Origin of the sequence: Aeromonas simiae (assembly GCF_000820125.1) — a bacterium.
GTDB classification, from domain to species: Bacteria; Pseudomonadota; Gammaproteobacteria; order Enterobacterales; family Aeromonadaceae; genus Aeromonas; species Aeromonas simiae.
On the sequence record NZ_CDBY01000051.1, the window covers coordinates 52118 to 71026 of the forward strand.

Consider the following 18909-nt stretch of genomic DNA (forward strand, 5'->3'; position numbering starts at 1 on the left):
TGGCGGGTAGTGTCGGACGGTTGTTACATCTTTTAGGGTAAAAAATCGCCATGTTGGACAAAGGGATCAGCCGTCGACAACTGCTGCTCGGGAGCGGCCTGCTGCTCACCGCCGGCCTGCTGCCGCAGACTGCCCAGGCTAGCCGCAGCACCACCAGCCGCGAGTTGGTCATCCATAACCTCAACACCGGCGAGAAAGTCAGGGCCAGTTACTGGGAAAATGGTCGCTATCTGCCGGATGGGCTGGCCGAGCTCAACCACATCCTGCGCGATCACCGTCGCAACGAAGTGTTCGACATCGATCGCAAGCTGTTCGACCAACTCTTTTTGTTGCAGCACAAGCTGGGACGCAAGGGGCAGATCGAGCTCATCTCCGGTTACCGCTCACTGGCCACCAATAACCAGAAGCATCGCCACAGCCGTGGTGTGGCCAAGCGCAGCTACCACACTCTGGGGCAGGCGGTGGATATCCGCATGCCGGGTGTGCAGCTGGCCCATCTGCGTCAGGCGGCACTCCAACTGAGCGTGGGTGGGGTGGGTTACTACCCGAACGACAATTTCGTTCACCTCGATACTGGTCCGGTGCGCCGCTGGTAGTCAAAGGGCTCTTGTGCACTGGCTATCCCCCTCTTCTGCCATTACCCTATCGGTACTTTCGTACTCAGTAGGAGTTGAATAATGCGTATCGCACTGGCCGCCACGCTGGCCCTGTTGCTTGCCGGCTGCGGCAAGCTGGATCGTGAGCACTACGAGCAGCTCAAGATGGGCATGAACTATGACGAGGTGGCCACCATTTTGGGCAAAGCCGATCGTTGTGACGATGTGCTCGGCACCTCCAGCTGCATCTGGGGCAAGGAGAAGAAGAACATCCAGGTCAAGTTCATCGCCGGTAAGGCCGCCCTGTTCAGCTCGGAAGGGATCAACTGAGCGACACCGCATGAAAAAAGCGCCCTGCGGGGCGCTTTTTTGATCTCAGTGGGTCGCGAACTGGTAGTGGAAGGTGGGTAAGCCCCACTTGAAGCGTACCGCCAGCAGACGCAAGACGAAGCCGATCCCGATCGCGCCAAAGGTGGCCCAATCCTTCGGCAGACCTTGATCCAGCGCGATGCAGTAGAGCATGCCGGTGATGAGCGACACGGCGGCATACAGCTCGCGGCGAAACACCAGTGGCAAGCGCTGGCAGAGCAGATCCCGCAGCACCCCGCCGAAGGCCCCCGTCACCACCGCCATGATGCAGGCGATCCCCATGCCGTGCCCCATATCCAGCGCTCGCGCCGCTCCGAAGATGGAGAAGACCGCCAACCCCAGAGCATCCAGCGCCAGGAACAATTTGGTGAGGTAGCGCATCAGGGGGGCGAAGGCGACGCTGACCATGGCGGCGGCCGCCACCAGGACCACGTATTCGGGATGCTCCACCCACAAGAGTGGGTAGTGGCCGAGCAGCACATCGCGGATGGTGCCACCGCCGATCGCGGTGGCCGAGGCGATGATGATGACGCCGAACAAGTCCATGCGCCGGCGACCGGCCGCCAGGGCACCGGTCATGCCTTCGGCGACGAGGCCGATGATAAAGAGGGCGTAAAGCATGAGGAATCCCAGGGTTAATAGAAAGCGCGAATGCTATCAACCCAGGAATGACGGGACAACGTTAAAAAATTCATGTTAGTTTTTCTAATGAATAAGGGACGTATTACGCCCCTTTTCCTGCGCGGTGGTCAGGGATTTCCTGTTTTTCGGTAGGTCGGACGGTAGTGATCGACCCACATGGCTGTAGCACCACAAATGGCGACCGGCATGACGAACAGGTTTACCACCGGAATGGAGGCAAACAGCGTGACCAGGGCGCCGAAGCTTAAGCATTTGCCACGGCGCTGCTTGAGGGCCTCACGCATGGTGATGAAGTCGATCTTGTGGTTGTCGAAGGGGTAGTCGACATACTGGATCGCCATCATCCAGGCGCTGAACAGGAACCAGAGCACGGGGGCCACCGTCTGCCCGACCACCGGGATGAGAAACAGGATCAGGCAGCCGATGGCCTTGGGCAGGTAGTACTTGAGCTTGATCCACTCACGGCTCAGGGTGCGCGGGATATCCTTGACCACGTCCAGCATCCCGGTGTCTGCGGCGCTCTCCCCGGTCAGTACCTGTTCGACCTTCTCGGCCAGCAGGCCGTTGAAGGGGGCGGCGATCCAGTTGGCGACCGAGCTGAACAGGAAGGAGAAGAGCACCAGCACGGTGATCAACGCCAGCGGCCAGAGCAGATAGTCGAGCCAGGAGAGCCACTCGGGGATCATGCCATGCAGCCAGGCAAACAGCTTGTCGAGTTGCAGCAGCAGGGCATAGAAGGCCCCGGCGAACAACACGAAGTTGACCAGCAGGGGGATCAGCACGAAGGCGCGGATCCCGGGGCGCCGGATCAGGGCGAAGCCGCGCAGGAAATAGTCGGCGCCGCCAACCGGGTCCTTCATCAGTGGTTGTGTCATGAGGTGTCCATCAAATGAGCGAAGATAGCCGCATATTACAAACAAGCCCTTGATTTGGTAAAGTTGCCGGCCATACCTATCGAGATCGCCTCCCCCTCCCATGCGCCTGAAATTGATCAAGCTTGCCGGTTTCAAGTCGTTTGTGGAGCCGACCAAAATCAGCCTTTCTGCGGATATGACGGCCGTGGTCGGCCCCAACGGCTGTGGCAAGTCCAACGTCATCGATGCGGTGCGCTGGGTGTTGGGAGAGAGCTCGGCGCGCCACCTGCGCGGCGAGAACATGACCGACGTCATCTTTAACGGCTCGACCAACCGGCCCCCCCATTCGCGCGCGTCGGTCGAGCTGGTGTTCGACAATCCCCACAACCGGGTGCCGGGCGAATTCGGGCGTTTCACCGAGATAGCGGTGCGTCGCGAGGTCTTTCGTGACGGCAGCAACCACTACTTCATCAACGGCCAGAAGTGCCGGCGCAAGGACGTGACCGATCTCTTCCTCGGCACCGGCCTTGGCCCGCGCAGCTACGCCATCATCGAGCAGGGCACCGTCAGTCGGCTGGTGGAGTCGCGCCCGGCCGACCTCAAGCTGTTTCTCGAGGAGGCCGCTGGCGTCTCGCGCTACAAGGAGCGTCGCCGCGAGACCGAGCAGCGCATCCGCCACACCCGTGACAACCTCGAACGCCTTGGCGACATTCGCGGCGAGCTGGGGGAGCGGCTGGAGCACCTGCGCCAGCAGGCCGAGACCGCCGAGCGCTATCGTCAGCTCAAGGCGCGCAGTCGGGCGGCGCGCAGTGAGCTGGTCGGCTCCGAGCTATGGGGCATTGAGAGCCGGCTGGTTGAGATCAAGGGGGCGCTGAGCGAACACGAGCGGGCATTGGCCGAGCTCGATGCCCGGCGCACTCAGGATGAGGCCAGGAGCCTCATCCTCGCCACCACCCGTCAGGAGCGGCAGGCGGAGCAGGCGGATCGTCAGCAGCAATTGTTTCTCGGTGGCCAGGCGATCGCCCGGCTGGAGCAGCAAGGGCTGCACCAAGCCGAGCAGGGCCGCGAGTGGCAGAGCCGGCGTGCGGCGCTGGGCGAGCGGATGGCGGCGCTGCAGTTGCAGCTGGAGAGCGAAGAGCAGGCGCTGGCTGAGGCCACCCTGGCGCTGGAGCAGGCCGAAGTGCGCCTTGAGCTGGCCGAAGCGCGCCAGGAAGAGGCGCTGGCCTGTCAGCAGGAGGGCGGGCAACAGGTGGAGCAGTGGCGCGCGGCCCGCGAACAGTGGCAACAGCAATTGGCCGCGCTGCAAGGTGCGTTGGCTCAGGCGAGGGGCGAGCGACAGCACCAGCATGAGCTGCTGGCCCGCACCCGTCTGGCCCGCCTCAAGCTGGAAGATGAAGGTGAGTCGCGTGGGGATGAGCCGGCCTTGCCCGAGCTTGCCCCGCTCGAACACGCCCGAGCGGCCGCATCCGAGCGTCAGGCGACGCTGCGCCAGCGGTATGAGGCGCTGGAGGCGGCCTTGCCGGCCCTGCGTGCGCAGTGGCATCAGGCTCAAACGGGCGTACGTGAACGGCAGGCACGCCTGCAAGCGTTGACCGAGCTGCTGGGCGAGTGGCAGGAGGGCGGATTGGGGGAGCAGCTGACGCTGGATGCGCAGTGGGCGCCGGCGCTCGACAAGGTGCTTGGCCACTGGCTCACCGCCCGAGGGGACGATCGCTGGCAGCTGGTCGAAAGTGGCCGGGTGGTGGGGCCTGCGGGCCGCGCCGTGACAGGCACGCTGGCCTGCTGGGTTCAAGGGCCGCATCTGCCCGCGTTTCTCAACGCCATCTTCACCGCGCCGGATCTCGAGGCGGCGCGGCAACGCGCCACAACGCTGGGGCCGGGCGAGTCGGTGATTACCCCGGCGGGTGACTGGTTTGGGGTGAACTGGGTGGATCGTGCCGATGGCAAACGACTCGGCACCATGGCCATGCTGGCGGAGCAGGAGCATCTGCGTGAGGCCATCGCCACCCTGTCGCGACAGGAACAGGCGCTATCACGGTCATTGGCCGAACGTGAAGAGACGCGGATTACCCTCCTGGAAGAGCAGGAGGGGGCCCAGGCCCAGCTGCAACAGGCAGAGCTTGCCTTGCAGCAAGCGCGTGAGGCGTGGCGGTTGCAAGAGGGCAGGCTGACCGAGCGGGGGCAGCGTCAGGCCGAGATCGTGGCCGAGCTGGCGCGTTTGGCGGCGCAGCTTACCGAGGAGCAGACCCGCCTTGAAGAGCGTGAGGCGCAGATCCTCGAGCTCGAAGAGCAGCTCGCCCACTGGCAGGCGCTGGGGGGCGAACACGATGAGCGCCTGCGTGAGGCGCAGGCGCGGCAACAGGCGCTGGAGGCGGCAGTGGCCGCCGCCCGCAACGGCAGTGAGCTGGCCCGCGCCGAGCGCCAGCGCGGTCAGTTGGAGCAAGAGCAGCGCCGGCAACTGGGGGAGCTGCATCGCACCGAACTGGAGCGGGTGCGTGGTGAGCTGATGCAGCTCAAGGCGCCGGATGCCACTGAGGCCGTTGACTTGGCGCCGTTGCTCGAGACCCAGCGCCGCCTGGAGGCGGAGCAACTGGCCACTCACCAGGTGCTCACCCAGCTTGAAAGTGAGCTGGGCGAGCTGGAAAAGCGGCGCCAGGGCGATCACAAGCGCCTGGTGGCCCTACAGGAGACGCTGGCACAGCTGCGGCTTGAACGTGAGCGTTTGCTTACGCGAAGGCAGGCGCTGCACGAACAACTTGAAGAGCTCGGCGTGCGTTTCGCCGAGCTTGACCAGGGGACGCTGCTACAGGCCGACCGCAGTAAGCTGAGGCAGGAGATCCAGGCGTTGGAGGAGCAGGTGGCGGCACTCGGTGCCATCAACCTGGCCGCGCTGGAGGAGTTTGAGGAGGCGCGAACCCGAGCCACCTACATGGAAAACCAGTGTCAGGATCTCGAGCAGGCGCTGGATACCCTCGAGCAGGCGATAAAAAGAATCGATCGGGAGACGCAAATCCGCTTCCGAGACACTTTCGATAAGGTCAATGAAGATTTAAAATCCCTGTTTCCAAAAGTATTTGGAGGGGGGAATGCATGGCTTGAACTCACCTCTGACGATCTTTTGGAGGCGGGGGTCACCATCATGGCGAGACCTCCCGGTAAAAAGAATGCTACCATCGCCCTGCTGTCTGGGGGGGAGAAGGCCTTGACTGCCTTGGCACTGGTCTTCGCCATCTTCAGACTCAATCCGGCACCTTTTTGTATGCTGGATGAGGTGGATGCACCGCTCGATGAAGTGAACGTGGGTCGCTTCTGCGCTCTTGTCAAAGAGATGTCGGGCACAGTACAGTTCGTCTACATCAGTCATAATAAGGTCTCCATGGAGATGGCTGAGCAGCTGGTCGGCGTGACGATGCAAGAGCCCGGGGTTTCCCGCATCGTCTCGGTTGATATTGGTGAAGCCGTCGCTCTGGCTGAGCAAAACTAGAAAGAGAAGCAGCTAATGCAGGAATTGCGTTACATCTTGGTTGCCTTGGGCGGAATTGCCATTGCGGCATTGCTCATTCACGGTCTGTGGACCAACAGAAAGAACCGCAAGACTCCCATCAAGGAGAAGCCACTTGGCCGGGTCGAGACCCGTTCCCGAGGTGACGACAGTTTCGACGACGATGGCATCGGTCAGGTGCGTGTGGTCAGCAATCGTCGCGCCGAGCCCAAGATCCAGCCGGAAGAGTCCAAGGCGATGCGCCGCTCCTCCGCCCCCATCTATCGCCGCCAGGAAGAAGATGAGGATGACGATCTGCCGTTGCCGCATGCCGAGCCGGCCTATGCTCCCGAGCCCGATTATGTCCAGCCGGCCCCGCGAGTGGCCGAGCCCATCGTCTTTGCCGCGGAAGAAGAAGAGGAGCCGCAGCCGGTTCGCAAGCCCTCTCCGGTGATCCGTCGCACCCCGGTGCAGCCGCGTACCCGCTCCCAGCGTGAGCCGGTCATGACCGCCCCGCTCGATGACGAGCCGCAGGTGCCGGCCTATGAGCCGCAGCCTGAGCCCGCCTATGAGCCCGAGCCTGTCTATCGTGAGGAGCCGGTACTGCGTGCCGAGCCCCGTTACGAGCCGCAGCCAGAGCCGGTTCCTGAGCCGCGCCGCGCCCCGGTCGAGAAGGTGTGGCAGGATGTCTATGTGCTAAACCTGATGGCGCGCCCCGGTCGTGAGCTGGAAGGGGCAAGCTTGCTCTCCTCCCTGCTTGCCAATGGCTTCAAGTTTGGCGAGATGGATATCTTCCATCGCCACGAAGATCGCGATGGCCACGGCGAGATCCTGTTTTCCATCATCAACATGGTTAAACCCGGCACCTTCAACCCGTACCGGATGGAGCAGTTCTCCACCCCTGGCGTGTCGCTCTTTATGCAGCTGCCGCTGCGCAGCAACACGGCCCTGGCGTTTGAAGAGATGCTGCGTACCGCCGATCAACTGGCCAGCGATCTGGATGCCATGCTGACCGACATGGAGCGCAGCCCGCTGTGTGAAGATACGATCACGCGCTATCGCCGCGAGTTGGCGGCCTACGAGGCGAGCCGCGACTAAGTCGCTCTCTCCTACTCACCCCCTACGATGCGGTACCTGGTACCGCATCGTCATTTCTGGATCTCGGACAAGAGCCCCATGAGCGAATACCAATCCCGCCACCAGACCCTGTGCCAGCAACTGAGCGACTATGGCTATCAGTACTATGTGCTGGATAACCCCACCGTCACCGACTCTGAATATGATCGCCTGATGCGCGAGCTGTTGGCGCTTGAGGCTGAGCACCCCGAGCTGCGCACCCCCGACTCCCCGAGCCAGCGGGTGGGGGGCATGCCGCTCTCCGCGTTCGCCCAGGTGACCCACGAGCTTCCCATGCTGAGCCTCGACAACGTGTTCAGCGATGAGGAGCTGCAAGCCTTCGACCAGCGCATGCAAGACCGGCTCAAGCAAGCGCAGACCTTTACCTTCTGCTGCGAGCCCAAACTCGACGGGCTGGCTGTCAGCCTGCTCTATGTGAACGGCCTGCTGACACGGGCCGCCACCCGGGGAGACGGCAGCACGGGAGAGGAGATCACCGAGAACGTGCGCACCATCCACGCCATTCCACTGCGCCTCAAGGGGGCGGGTTGGCCCGAGCGTCTCGAGGTGCGTGGCGAGGTGTTCATGCCCAAGGCCGGCTTTGAGCAGCTTAATGCCCGTGCCCTCGAGAAGGGGGAGAAGGTGTTCGTTAACCCGCGCAACGCCGCTGCCGGCAGCCTGCGCCAGCTCGACTCGCGCATCACCGCCTCCCGCCCGCTCGCTTTCTATGCCTATGGCGTCGGGGTGGGGGGCGACGAGCTGGGGGGCTCCCACCATGGCCGTTTGATGCAGCTGGGAGCGTGGGGGCTGCCGATCTGTCCTGAGGTGAAGCTGGCCGAAGGGGCGGCGGGGTGTCAGGCCTTCCACGATGAGATCCTGGCGCGGCGCGATGCGCTGCCCTACGAGATTGACGGCGTGGTCTACAAGGTCGATGACATCGCCTTGCAGCAGCAGCTTGGCTTCGTGGCACGGGCGCCGCGCTGGGCTACCGCCCACAAGTTCCCGGCCCAGGAGGAGATGACCGAGCTGGAGAACGTCGAGTTCCAGGTGGGGCGTACCGGCGCCATCACGCCGGTGGCCAAGCTCAGGCCCATCTTTGTCGGCGGCGTCACCGTCTCCAATGCCACCTTGCACAATGCCGATGAGATTGAGCGCCTTGGCGTGATGATCGGCGACACGGTGATCGTGCGCCGCGCCGGCGACGTGATCCCGCAGGTGGTCTCGGTGGTCGAGGCCAAACGCCCGGCGGATGCGCGCGCCATCTTGTTCCCGGATGCCTGCCCTGTGTGCGGCTCGGCCATTGAGCGCATCGAGGGGGAGGCGGTGGCCCGCTGCTCAGGCGGTCTGTTCTGCGGCGCCCAGCGCGCCGCCGCCCTCAAGCACTTTGCCGCGCGCCGCGCCATGGATATCGAGGGGCTGGGCGATAAGATCGTCGATCAACTGGTGGAAAAAGAGCTGGTGCAGACTCCGGCCGATCTGTTTGCCCTCGAGGCCGATACCCTGGCCGCCCTGGAGCGGATGGGGCCGAAATCGGCGCAGAATCTGGTCGATGCCATCGATAAGGCGCGCAGCACCACCTTGCCACGCTTCCTGTTTGCCCTCGGCATCCGCGAGGTGGGGGAGGCCACGGCCCTGAACCTGGCTAACCACTTCCTCACCCTGGAGGCCCTGCGTGACGCCTCGGTTGAGCAGTTGCTGGTGGTGTCGGATGTGGGCGAGGTGGTGGCCAAGCACGTCTACTACTTCCTGCGCCAGCCCCACAATATCGAGGTGCTGGAGGCCCTGCTGGCCGCCGGGATCCACTGGCCGGCCATCGAGAAGAGAGCCGCGAGCGATCAGCCCTTTGCCGGTAAGACCTTTGTGCTGACCGGCACCCTCACCACCTTGTCGCGCAGCGATGCCAAGGCGGCGTTGCAGGCCCTCGGGGCCAAGGTGGCGGGCTCGGTATCGGCCAAGACCGATGTGGTGGTGGCGGGTGAGGCGGCGGGCTCCAAGCTCGCCAAGGCCCAGGAGCTGGGCATCACGGTTTGGAGCGAAGATGAGCTGCAACAGGCGCTGGCCGGGCAGCAGTGACCGCGTTCCATAAACAGTGAAAGGCCCCGCTTGCGGGGCCTTTCACTATGGGCGCCACTCAATTTTCTCCTGCCACTGGGGCAGGGGCTGGAGATGCCAGCGCGCCAGCTCGCTGCGACTGAAGCTGTACTTGCCCCGCTCTGCGGCCCGTGGCGCCATGCTCTCGGGCCGGGCGCCGGCCATGATGGCGTTGAGCAGTTCGGCGGCGCGCACCCCTTGCTCGTGACCATCGAGCACCAGACCGCCGATGGCCTGCCCCTGGCCGACGGCAAACTCCCAGAAGCAGAAGACCGGCACCGGGCTGTTGCGCACGGTCCATGCCAGCACCTCGTTCTCGTCGACGTGCTCGCCGGCGCTATTTTTCAGGGTGTGGTAGAGGCCGATAAACAGTGCCCGGTAGCCGTTCTGTTTGGCCTTGAGTACCGCCTCCTGCCACAGGTTGTAATCCTCATAGAGCTCGCTGGTGACCCGAGTTCGACCTATGCGCAGCTCGGTCTGGGCATCGAACTCATCCTCGATGGCGGCCAGCGACACGTTGCTCGAGTCAAACAGCACCAGCGCCCGCTCCAATCCCCCCATCATGCGCGCCATCTCCTGGATGTTGCGCTTGAGCAGGGGGCGCTCCAATACGCCGGTGACATTGCGATGGCCAATCAGCCCCTTGTAGCGCGGGTTCTCGTTCATGCCGAGAAACACCACGGGTGTCCCCGCATCGGCGATGGGGTGGGCCAGGTAGTTGATGGCATTGTCGTCGGACAGCAGCACCCAGTCCGGCTTGAGCCGGTTATAGACCCGCAGCGCCTCATTGGCCCGGCTGTCGAAGGCTTCACGGGGTAACCGCTTGGTGTCGAGGTAGAAGTAATGCACGTCGGGGTGGCCCGCCAGGTGGCTCTGCAAGCCCTGGTTGTAGCTGATGTCCCACAGGTATTGCGGATGGTAGCTGCTGACGATGAGCAGGGTTCCCGCATACAGGGGAGTCGGCAACAGCATTAATAACAGTCGGATCAGCATGTGCCCCTCCATGGTCGGTTTATGACAGCATAACGGTTTATCCACGCGTCAGGGACTGACCTCTTGCTCGACATTTCCCTTGCCATGGCGTGTGGCGCGGGCTCCATGGGATCTGGCTTTTATTGAGTCTGATTAAGGGGGCGTCAGGGTCGCCAAAACCTGTTCTGGATCAATATTCAGCATTGCGCTTTGGGGCCTAATAGGCCACAACATATAGGTGCTGCATTCAAATTTACTCCTATATGTTGTGTTTATAAGTTGTGTATAAACGTCTCCTGCCCTTGCTGTACCTGGGTTCGACATCGACGGGTACGGTTGGCCTGTGTCCAGCGTCAAGGAAGATGGCGGGAGCTTATTTCAGGGTAATACCGGCCTAGTGGGCCGGCTTTTTACGGGGAGTGACTCATGAAACCGGTTGTGATCAAGCGTGACGGCTGCCGCGCACCGTTCGATGCCCATCTGATTGCCGAGGCGGTCTATCGTGCCAGCGAAGCGGTGGGCATGCCCCAGCGCGGTCTGGCGGACAATATCGCCGCGCAGGTGAGCGTCGAACTCGAGGGGCGTGGCGAAGTCGATATCCACGAGATCCAGACCCGGGTTGAGAATCACCTGATGAGCTCCGATCACAAGGAGATCGCCCGTATCTACATCGAATACCGTCACGACCGGGATCGCGAGCGCGAAACCCGTGGCAACCTGGCCCGCGAGATCCGCGGCCTGGTCGAGCAGACCAACGCGGCCCTGCTCAACGAGAATGCCAACAAGGATTCCAAGGTGATCCCGACCCAGCGTGACCTGCTGGCGGGTATCGTGGCCAAACACTATGCCACCACCTACATGCTGCCGCGCGATGTGGTACAGGCCCACGACAGCGGTGCGCTGCACTTCCACGATCTCGACTACTCCCCCTTCTTCCCCATGTTCAACTGCATGTTGATCGACCTGAAGGGCATGCTGACCCACGGCTTCAAGATGGGGAATGCCGAGATCGACACCCCCAAATCCATCAGTACCGCCACGGCCGTGACGGCCCAGATCATCGCCCAGGTGGCGAGCCACATCTATGGCGGCACCACCATCAACCGCATCGATGAGGTGCTGGCTCCCTATGTCACCATCAGCTGGCACAAGCACCGCCAGGTGGCCGAGGAGTGGGGCATCGCGGATGTGGAGGCCTATGCCATGTCCCGTACCGAGAAGGAGTGCTTTGATGCCTTCCAGTCTCTCGAGTACGAGGTCAACACCCTGCACACCGCCAACGGCCAGACGCCGTTTGTCACCTTCGGTTTTGGCCTTGGCGAGAGCTGGGAGTCGCGCATGATCCAGCGCGCCATCCTGCAAAACCGCATCGCGGGCCTGGGCAAAAACAAGAAGACCGCGGTCTTCCCCAAGTTGGTGTTCGCCATCAAGGATGGCCTCAACCACAAGCAGGGCGACCCTAACTACGACATCAAACGACTGGCGCTGGAGTGTGCCTCCAAGCGGATGTACCCGGATATCCTCAACTATGACCAGGTGGTCAAGGTGACCGGTTCGTTCAAGACTCCCATGGGCTGCCGCTCCTTCCTCGGCGCATTCGAGGAGAACGGCGAGCTGATCCACGAGGGGCGCAACAACCTGGGCGTGGTGAGCCTCAACCTGCCGCGCATTGCCCTGCAATCGCGTGACGAAGCCGATTTTTACGATCGTCTCGACGCCATGCTGCGCGTCGCCAAGAAGGCGCTGATGTACCGCATCGATCGCCTCAACGGCGTCAAGGCGCGGGTTGCCCCCATCCTCTATATGGAAGGGGCATGCGGGGTTCGCCTCAAGGCCGACGACAACATCAGCGAGATCTTCAAAAACGGCCGTGCCTCCATCTCGCTGGGTTACATCGGCGTGCATGAGACCATCAAGGCCTTGTTTGGTGATGGCACCCATGTGTTCGATGAAGAGACCCTGCGCCAGAAGGCGGTGGCCATCGTACAGCGCCTGCGCGATGCCGTGGATGAGTGGAAACACGAGACCGGCTACGGTTTTAGCCTCTACTCCACCCCGAGTGAGAACCTCTGCTCGCGCTTCTGCCGCCTCGACGCCAAGGAGTTTGGCGTGGTCGCTGGTGTCACCGACAAGGGCTATTACACCAACAGCTTCCACCTCGACGTGGAGAAGAAGGTGAACCCCTACGACAAGCTCGACTTCGAGGCCCCCTATCCGCCCATCGCCAGCGGTGGCTTCATCTGCTACGGCGAGTACCCCAACATCCAGCACAACCTGGAGGCGCTGGAGAATGTGTGGGACTACAGCTATGACAGGGTGCCCTACTATGGCACCAACACCCCGATCGACGAGTGCTACGAGTGCAGCTTCACCGGTGAATTCGAGTGCACCTCCAAGGGCTTTACCTGCCCGCGCTGTGGCAACCACGATCCGGCCAAGGTGTCGGTGACCCGCCGGGTGTGCGGCTACCTCGGCAGCCCGGATGCGCGCCCCTTCAATGCCGGCAAGCAGGAAGAGGTCAAGCGCCGCGTCAAGCATCTGTAAGCGGCGGTAAGTGACCCGACGGCCCCTGACCGCGACGGAAAGGGGCCTTTTTCATGCAGCGGTTAAGAGAGGAGTGCGCCGTGCATTATCACCAGTACTACCCGGTCGATGTAGTGAACGGCCCCGGCACCCGCGCCACCTTGTTCGTGTCGGGCTGCGAGCACCAGTGCCGCGGCTGCTACAACCAGTCCACCTGGCGCCTCGACAGCGGCCACCCGTTCGATCAGGCGATGAGCGACCGGGTGATCGCCGATCTCAATGACCCCCGCATCAAGCGGCGCGGCCTTTCGCTCTCCGGCGGCGATCCGCTGCATCCGGCCAACCTGGCCGACGTGCTGGCGCTGGTTAAACGGGTGCGCGCCGAGTGCCCTGGCAAGGACATCTGGTGCTGGACGGGTTACCGTCTGGAGGCGTTGAGCCCTGCCCAGCAGGAGGTGGTGAGCCTGATCGATACCCTGATCGACGGCCGCTTCGAGCAGGCACTGGCCGATCCCGGCCTGGTGTGGCGCGGCAGCAGCAACCAGATCATCCACCGCTTTCGCCTCGATGACGACGCTTGAAAAGGTGGGAGATAAAAAAACCGGGCTGTGGCCCGGTTTTTTTATCTCTGTCATCCCTTATTTGGCCGGGATCTGCTCCAGCACGCGGGTCAGTAACTGCCAGAAGCGCTCGACCGCCACAATGTGCACCTTCTCATCCGGGGAGTGGGCGCCGCGAATGGTCGGGCCGAAGGAGACCATGTCCCACTGCGGGTAGGCGCTCTTGAACAGACCGCACTCGAGGCCGGCGTGGATCACCATGATGTTGGGGCGGCTGCCAAACAGCTCCTGATAGGTGCCGCGCACCAGCTCCATCACCGGGGAGTTGACGTCTGGAGCCCAGCCCGGATAGGCGCCGGTAAACTCGCAGCTGGCGCCGGCCAGGGTGAACAGGGAGCGGGTCATCTGCTCAATCTGGTCGCGACCTGAGTCGATGAGGGAGCGGATCAGGCACTGGACGTAGACCTCGCCATCCAGGGTCTTGATGACGCCGAGGTTGGTGGAGGTCTCGACCACGCCGCTCATGCTGTCGCTCATGCGCATCACCCCGTTGGGGCAGGCCATCAGGGCATCGAGCAGGCGATCGCGCAGGGAGGCCGCCATCACCTTGGCCGGCGCCTCGGTGGCGCTCAGCAGCACGGTCAGGTGCGGCTCGGTCGCGGCCAGCTCGGTTTGGTAGATGCCGGTGAAGCGATCGACCAGGGCCTTGAACTCGGCGACGTTGGCCGCCGGCACCAGCAAGGTGGCGCGCGCCTCGCGCGGGATGGCGTTACGCAGGGTGCCGCCGTGGATCGCGGCGAGCTCCACGTTCAGGGATTGGGTCGCCTTGAGCAGGCGCACCAGCAGCTTGTTGGCGTTGCCGCGGCCACGGTGGATATCGCCACCGGAGTGGCCACCGACCAGCCCCTTCACCTGCAATTCGAACGCCTCGCCCGCCGGTGCGGCGCTCAGCTCGAGCGGGAAGCGGATATTGGCGTCGACACCGCCGGCGCAGCCCATGTAGACCTCACCGTCCTCTTCCGAGTCGGTGTTGATGAGGATCTCCCCCTCCAGCCAGCCGGCTTCCAGGCCGAAGGCGCCGGTCATGCCGGTCTCTTCGTCGGAGGTGAGCAGCACCTCGAGCGGGCCGTGCTTGAGGCTCTTGTCGGCCAGCACGGCGAGGCAGGCCGCCATGCCGATGCCGTTGTCGGCTCCCAGGGTGGTGCCGCGGGCGGTGACCCATTCACCGTCGACATAGGCATCGATGGGGTCTTTGGTGAAATCGTGCGCCGTGTCGGCGTTGGCCTGGGGCACCATGTCGAGGTGGGCTTGCAGCACTACCGGCTTGCGCTGCTCCATGCCCGGCGTGGCCGGCTTCTTGATGAAGAGGTTGCCGACCTTGTCCTGCTTCACCGCCAGCCCTTCGGAGCGGGCCCATTCGGTGATCCAGCTGGCGAGGGCCTGCTCGTGCTTGGAGGGGTGGGGGATGGAGCAGATCTTGTCGAAGAAGTGCCACACCAGGGAGGGAGAGAGGGAACTCAGTTGTGCCACGTCGGACTCCTTACGGCTGGAAGAGGTTATGCGCAGAGCTAACGATAATACAGCCAGCGCGGCAAAAACGTGAGTCATCGCGGCTCATTCGTGCCGAACATGGGCGTAAAGCCGAATCGGTGACGTTTTTTTGGGGCGAAAACGAATTTCATTCCGTCGTGCCGCTTGTATTCGGGGGGCAGAGCGGTCTAGAGTACGAAATGTGATTAAAGTCACATCTTGAGGCCGGGTTGACGCCTCAAGCGCTATCGCCAGGCAAGTGCGCGCCTCCAAGGAACCGAGTTACCGCTTACGGAAAAGCCCGCCACCCAAGGTCCGTTACTTGTGATGCATTAAGGAGTCGATGATGGTTGGCAGCAACGCCCAATACTGGTTGGCCCACTCCCTGTATACCCAGGGCTTCCAGTATCCCAATCCCTTCAGCCGTCGTTGACGGCAGGCGCCTTCGGCGCCAGGAGCGTAACAGCAGGCCAGTCGCCTGCTGTTTTTGTTCGGGGAGGTGAGATATCGGGCTGGCAATATGGGGGAAGGTCACTATAATATTGCGCCACAACTTTTCCCCTGCCGGTGTTCGATGAAAACCAGCCTGCCTGTCAGTGCCGGATTTTTTTCGTATCCGCAGGAGCCTGTATTACGCGCCATGAGCGCTTTTGCCGCCCCCCCGAGGTCATCATGCCGAAGAAGTACTACGTCTCATGGGACAACCTGCAGCGCGAAGCGCGCCGCCTTGCCCGTCGTCAAATGCCTGCCAGCCAGTGGAAAGGGATCATCGCGGTTAGCCGCGGCGGTCTGGTTCCGGCCGCTCTGATGGCCCGCGAGCTGGGCATTCGCAACGTAGAGACCCTGTGCATCTCCAGCTATGACCATGACAACCAGCGTGAGCTGGTGGTGGTCAAGGCGGCCAGCACGGCCGGCGACGGCGAAGGCTGGCTGGTGGTGGACGATCTGGTTGACACCGGTGGCACCGCCAAGGCGATCCGCGAACTCTACCCGCGCGCCAAGTTCATCACCATCTTCGCCAAGCCGATGGGCGAGCCGCTGGTGGATGATTTCGAAGTGGCCATCCCGCAGGACACCTGGATCGAGCAACCGTGGGACATGGCGGTCTCCTTCATTACTCCCATCTGTGATGAAGAGTGATGAATTCGGTAAGAAAAGGCTCCGTACGGGGCCTTTTCTTTATGGTGTGTAGGTAAAATAGGTGCTTTTCGGCTGGGGCTCAGCTTAATATGGACCATTGAATCGAGTGGTAACCCAAGGTAGTGAGGTCTGTAGTGGAACCGAATGACGACATCAATCTGACCGAGAAGCTGTTCACCCGGGTCAAGAAGGTCCAGGAGACATCGCAGATTTCCAACCGCAGCGCCCCGAATGCCGATGAGGAGCCCGAACTCGAGCGCCCCTTCATCGACGGCTCCTACTCACGCCACTGGTATCGCTTGTTGCGCCGCCCCTCCTGGATCTGGCAGGGGGCCGATCCGCTCGAGCTGGAGGAGGTGCTCTCGCGCATTGCCATCAGCAAGGGGGAGCGCAGCCACGAGCAATACCTCGATACCGTCAAGGGATACGTTCCGGGCAACTGGAATTATGAGTGGAGCCAGCTGGCCGGCCGTTACCATCAGCAGGGCAAGCAGGAGGCGGTGCAGGGGAAGCCGGATGCCGCACTGGACTCGCTGCTCAAGGCGGTGCGCTACTACTCCATTGCCAGCTATCCCCACCTCAAGAATGACGAGCTGGCCGATCAGGCTCAGCTGCTCGGCACCCAGGCTTACCGCGAGGCGGGCAAGCTCTTCTCTGTGCCGGTCAAGGAGTTGCAGGTGCCATTTCATGGCAAGACCATCCAGGGTTTCCTGCACCTGCCGACCACGGAGCGACCGGTGCCGCTGGTGATGGTCAGCGGTGGTATCGATTCACTCAGCATTGATTTCATCAATCTCTATCAGAAGTATCTGGAGCCGGCAGGCATCGGCATGCTGGCGCTGGATATGCCGGGCATCGGCTATGCCGAGCAGTGGCCGCTGGTGCAGGACACCAGCCGCCTGCACCAGGCGGTGCTCAACTACCTCTCCGAGGTGCCCTGGGTCGATCATCAGCGCATCGCCATGATGGGCTTTCGCCTGGCGGGCAATGTGGCGGCGCGGCTGGCCTTCATCGAGCCGTTCAAGCTGCGGGCTGTGGTCTGCATCGGGGCGGGGGTCAACCAGGTGTTCATGCAACCCGAGCTGTTTGCCAAGTGCCCGCGCATGATGCGCGACAGCCTGGCCAACCGGCTCGGCGCGGATGCGGCCGATTGGGACATCTTGCGCACCAAGTGCCAGGTCTTCTCGCTCAAGGTGCAGGGGCTGCTCAGCACGCGAACCACTGTGCCGATCCTGAGCATCGGGCATAAGCAGGATTTTATCTGTCCGGAGTCGGATATCCGGGCATTGGCGAACGCCAGCCGCAGTGGCAAGGCGATCGTGTACGACAAGGAGGCGCTGTTGGATGTTCACCAGAAAGGGATCATGGAGACCATCAGCTGGTTGAAGCAGCACTTGACGATCTGACCGCCCGTGTTGGGCTCCATTGGTAATTGACAGGATGGTTGATATGCCTGAAAGAGTCACCTACAAACGTCTGTTGCGCAAATTTTTGGCCATCGGCCCCTACCTGCGAGAGGAGAAGTGCCAGGAAGGGGAGTACTACTTCGACTGCCTCTCGGTGTGCGCCAGCGCGAAACCGAGTCCGGACAAGCGGGAGTTCTGGGGGTGGTGGCTGACCCTTTCCCAGAGTGGTGTCCTGTTCACTTACCACTATCAATTTGGCTATTACGACGCCGAAGGGCTGTGGCACGAGAAGAATCTGCCGAAGAAGCATCAGGAAGAGGTCAATCGTACCCTCGGCCATTTCTACGAGCGGCTGGCCCACTGCCTCGGTGAGCTGGGCGGACAGATAGCGCCGGCCGGCCATCTGGCGCCGGAGCGGATCATCTCGGCTGCCTGACAGCACCTTAATTCGCCTTGCAGGGTGTAAGGGGGCTGGGTATAAAGGTTCTTTATACTCAGTCCCTTATTTTATTTCTGTTGGTTCCATGGAAAACAAAACCATAGTCGTCAAGCTGGGCACCAGCGTGCTCACGGGGGGGTCTTCCCGCCTCAACCGCGCCCATATGGTGGAACTGGTGCGCCAATGTGCGGCGCTGCACCGGGATGGGCATCAGGTGGTGGTCGTGACCTCCGGGGCCATCGCCGCCGGTCGCGAGCACCTGGGCCACCCCTCGCTCGCCCCTACCTTGGCCAACAAGCAGATGCTGGCTGCCGTGGGGCAGACCCAGATCATCCGGGTGTGGCAGGATCTCTTCAATCTTTATGGCCTGCATATCGGCCAGATGTTGCTGACCCGCGCCGATCTTGAGGATCGCGAGCGCTACCTCAACGCCCGCGATACCCTGCGCGCCCTGCTCGACCACCGTATCATCCCGGTCATCAACGAAAATGACGCGGTCGCCACCGCCGAGATCAAGGTGGGGGATAACGACAACCTGTCGGCCCGTGCCGCCATCCTGGCCGACGCCGATCTGCTGATCCTGCTCACCGACCAGAAGGGACTGTTTACCGCCGATCCGCGCACCAATCCCGATGCCCAGCTGATCGAGGAGGTGCAGACCATCGACGACACCCTGCGCAAGCTAGCGGGGGGGAGCGTCAGTGGCCTCGGCACCGGCGGCATGGCCACCAAGCTGCAAGCGGCCGATGTGGCGCGCCGCGCCGGCATTAACGTCGTGATCGCCACCGGCCAGGTGCCCGAGGTGGTCGGCCGTCTGGCCAGAGGCGAGCGTATCGGAACCCGTTTCCCGGCGCTGGCCACCCCGCTGGAGGGGCGCAAGAGCTGGATCCTGGCCGGTCCTCCGCCGCACGGTGAGGTGCAGGTCGATGCCGGCGCCGTGGTGGCTGTGCAGGAGAAGGGCTCCAGCCTGCTGCCCAAAGGCATTGTGCGGGTGGCCGGCGACTTCGTACGCGGCGAGGTGGTGCGCATCCTCAGCCCGGAGGGGCGCGAGCTGGCGCGCGGCATCAGCCGCTATAACCACGACGAGCTGAGCCGCCTGTGCGGCATCCATTCCGACGATATCGAGCAGGTGCTTGGCTATGGCTACGGCGCCGTGGCCATCCACCGCGACGATATGGTCCTGTTGTAAT

General features: G+C 62.7%; 15 protein-coding genes. 11 read left to right on the plus strand and 4 right to left on the minus strand.

What is annotated here, in order from left to right; genetic code table 11:
- Positions 1 to 50 precede the first annotated feature (50 nt).
- Positions 51 to 596, plus strand: a complete 546-nt coding sequence (locus tag BN1134_RS09630; RefSeq protein WP_042046884.1) for a peptidoglycan L,D-endopeptidase MepK — start codon at positions 51 to 53, stop codon at positions 594 to 596.
- Positions 597 to 677: 81 nt separating this feature from the next.
- Positions 678 to 926, plus strand: a complete 249-nt coding sequence (locus tag BN1134_RS09635; protein WP_042046885.1) for a lipoprotein — start codon at positions 678 to 680, stop codon at positions 924 to 926.
- Between the two features lie 45 nt (positions 927 to 971).
- Here the strand turns inward: BN1134_RS09635 and BN1134_RS09640 are convergent, their stop codons facing one another.
- The gene (locus BN1134_RS09640) at positions 972 to 1586 is read right to left on the minus strand and encodes a trimeric intracellular cation channel family protein (protein WP_042046886.1); all 615 of its coding nucleotides are present in this window, start codon (positions 1584 to 1586) and stop codon (positions 972 to 974) included.
- Positions 1587 to 1714: 128 nt separating this feature from the next.
- Positions 1715 to 2482 (minus strand): sulfate transporter CysZ, encoded by a 768-nt coding sequence (gene cysZ / locus BN1134_RS09645; RefSeq protein ID WP_042046887.1) that lies wholly within the window; start codon positions 2480 to 2482, stop codon positions 1715 to 1717.
- Positions 2483 to 2582: 100 nt separating this feature from the next.
- Here cysZ and BN1134_RS09650 point away from each other — a divergent pair, with 100 nt between their 5' ends.
- The 3 genes from BN1134_RS09650 to ligA all read left to right on the plus strand — a co-directional run bounded on the left by BN1134_RS09650 (position 2583) and on the right by ligA (position 9131).
- Complete coding sequence (locus tag BN1134_RS09650) at positions 2583 to 5945, plus strand: AAA family ATPase (RefSeq protein ID WP_042046889.1); 3363 nt, start codon at positions 2583 to 2585, stop codon at positions 5943 to 5945.
- Positions 5946 to 5960: 15 nt separating this feature from the next.
- Complete coding sequence (gene zipA / locus BN1134_RS09655) at positions 5961 to 7040, plus strand: cell division protein ZipA (RefSeq protein WP_042046890.1); 1080 nt, start codon at positions 5961 to 5963, stop codon at positions 7038 to 7040.
- A 78-nt stretch (positions 7041 to 7118) separates the two neighbouring features.
- Positions 7119 to 9131: an NAD-dependent DNA ligase LigA gene (ligA, locus tag BN1134_RS09660; RefSeq protein WP_042046891.1), complete on the plus strand. Its 2013-nt coding sequence runs from the start codon at positions 7119 to 7121 to the stop codon at positions 9129 to 9131.
- A gap of 45 nt (positions 9132 to 9176) precedes the next feature.
- Here ligA and BN1134_RS09665 read toward each other — a convergent pair whose 3' ends face one another.
- Positions 9177 to 10142, minus strand: a complete 966-nt coding sequence (locus BN1134_RS09665; protein ID WP_232300620.1) for an ABC transporter substrate-binding protein — start codon at positions 10140 to 10142, stop codon at positions 9177 to 9179.
- 405 nt (positions 10143 to 10547) lie between these two features.
- On the opposite strand from BN1134_RS09665, the gene nrdD reads away from it, so the two are divergent.
- Positions 10548 to 12665, plus strand: a complete 2118-nt coding sequence (gene nrdD / locus BN1134_RS09670) for an anaerobic ribonucleoside-triphosphate reductase (RefSeq protein WP_042046895.1) — start codon at positions 10548 to 10550, stop codon at positions 12663 to 12665.
- A gap of 80 nt (positions 12666 to 12745) precedes the next feature.
- Positions 12746 to 13225 carry an anaerobic ribonucleoside-triphosphate reductase-activating protein gene (nrdG, locus tag BN1134_RS09675; RefSeq protein ID WP_042046897.1) on the plus strand — a complete coding sequence of 160 codons (480 nt, stop codon included), beginning with the start codon at positions 12746 to 12748 and terminating at the stop codon, positions 13223 to 13225.
- Positions 13226 to 13282: 57 nt separating this feature from the next.
- On the opposite strand, the gene BN1134_RS09680 is transcribed toward nrdG, so the two are convergent.
- On the minus strand, positions 13283 to 14734 hold the full coding sequence (locus tag BN1134_RS09680; protein ID WP_042046898.1) for an aminoacyl-histidine dipeptidase: 1452 nt from the start codon (positions 14732 to 14734) through the stop codon (positions 13283 to 13285).
- Between the two features lie 672 nt (positions 14735 to 15406).
- Here BN1134_RS09680 and gpt point away from each other — a divergent pair.
- The 4 genes from gpt to proB all read left to right on the plus strand — a co-directional run bounded on the left by gpt (position 15407) and on the right by proB (position 18908).
- Positions 15407 to 15874 (plus strand): xanthine phosphoribosyltransferase, encoded by a 468-nt coding sequence (gene gpt, locus BN1134_RS09685; protein ID WP_042046899.1) that lies wholly within the window; start codon positions 15407 to 15409, stop codon positions 15872 to 15874.
- Between the two features lie 134 nt (positions 15875 to 16008).
- Complete coding sequence (gene frsA / locus BN1134_RS09690; protein ID WP_042046900.1) at positions 16009 to 17280, plus strand: esterase FrsA; 1272 nt, start codon at positions 16009 to 16011, stop codon at positions 17278 to 17280.
- Positions 17281 to 17323: 43 nt separating this feature from the next.
- Positions 17324 to 17716 carry a sigma factor-binding protein Crl gene (gene crl, locus BN1134_RS09695; RefSeq protein ID WP_042046901.1) on the plus strand — a complete coding sequence of 131 codons (393 nt, stop codon included), beginning with the start codon at positions 17324 to 17326 and terminating at the stop codon, positions 17714 to 17716.
- Positions 17717 to 17804: 88 nt separating this feature from the next.
- Positions 17805 to 18908 (plus strand): glutamate 5-kinase, encoded by a 1104-nt coding sequence (gene proB / locus BN1134_RS09700; RefSeq protein ID WP_042046902.1) that lies wholly within the window; start codon positions 17805 to 17807, stop codon positions 18906 to 18908.
- Position 18909 lies beyond the last annotated feature (1 nt).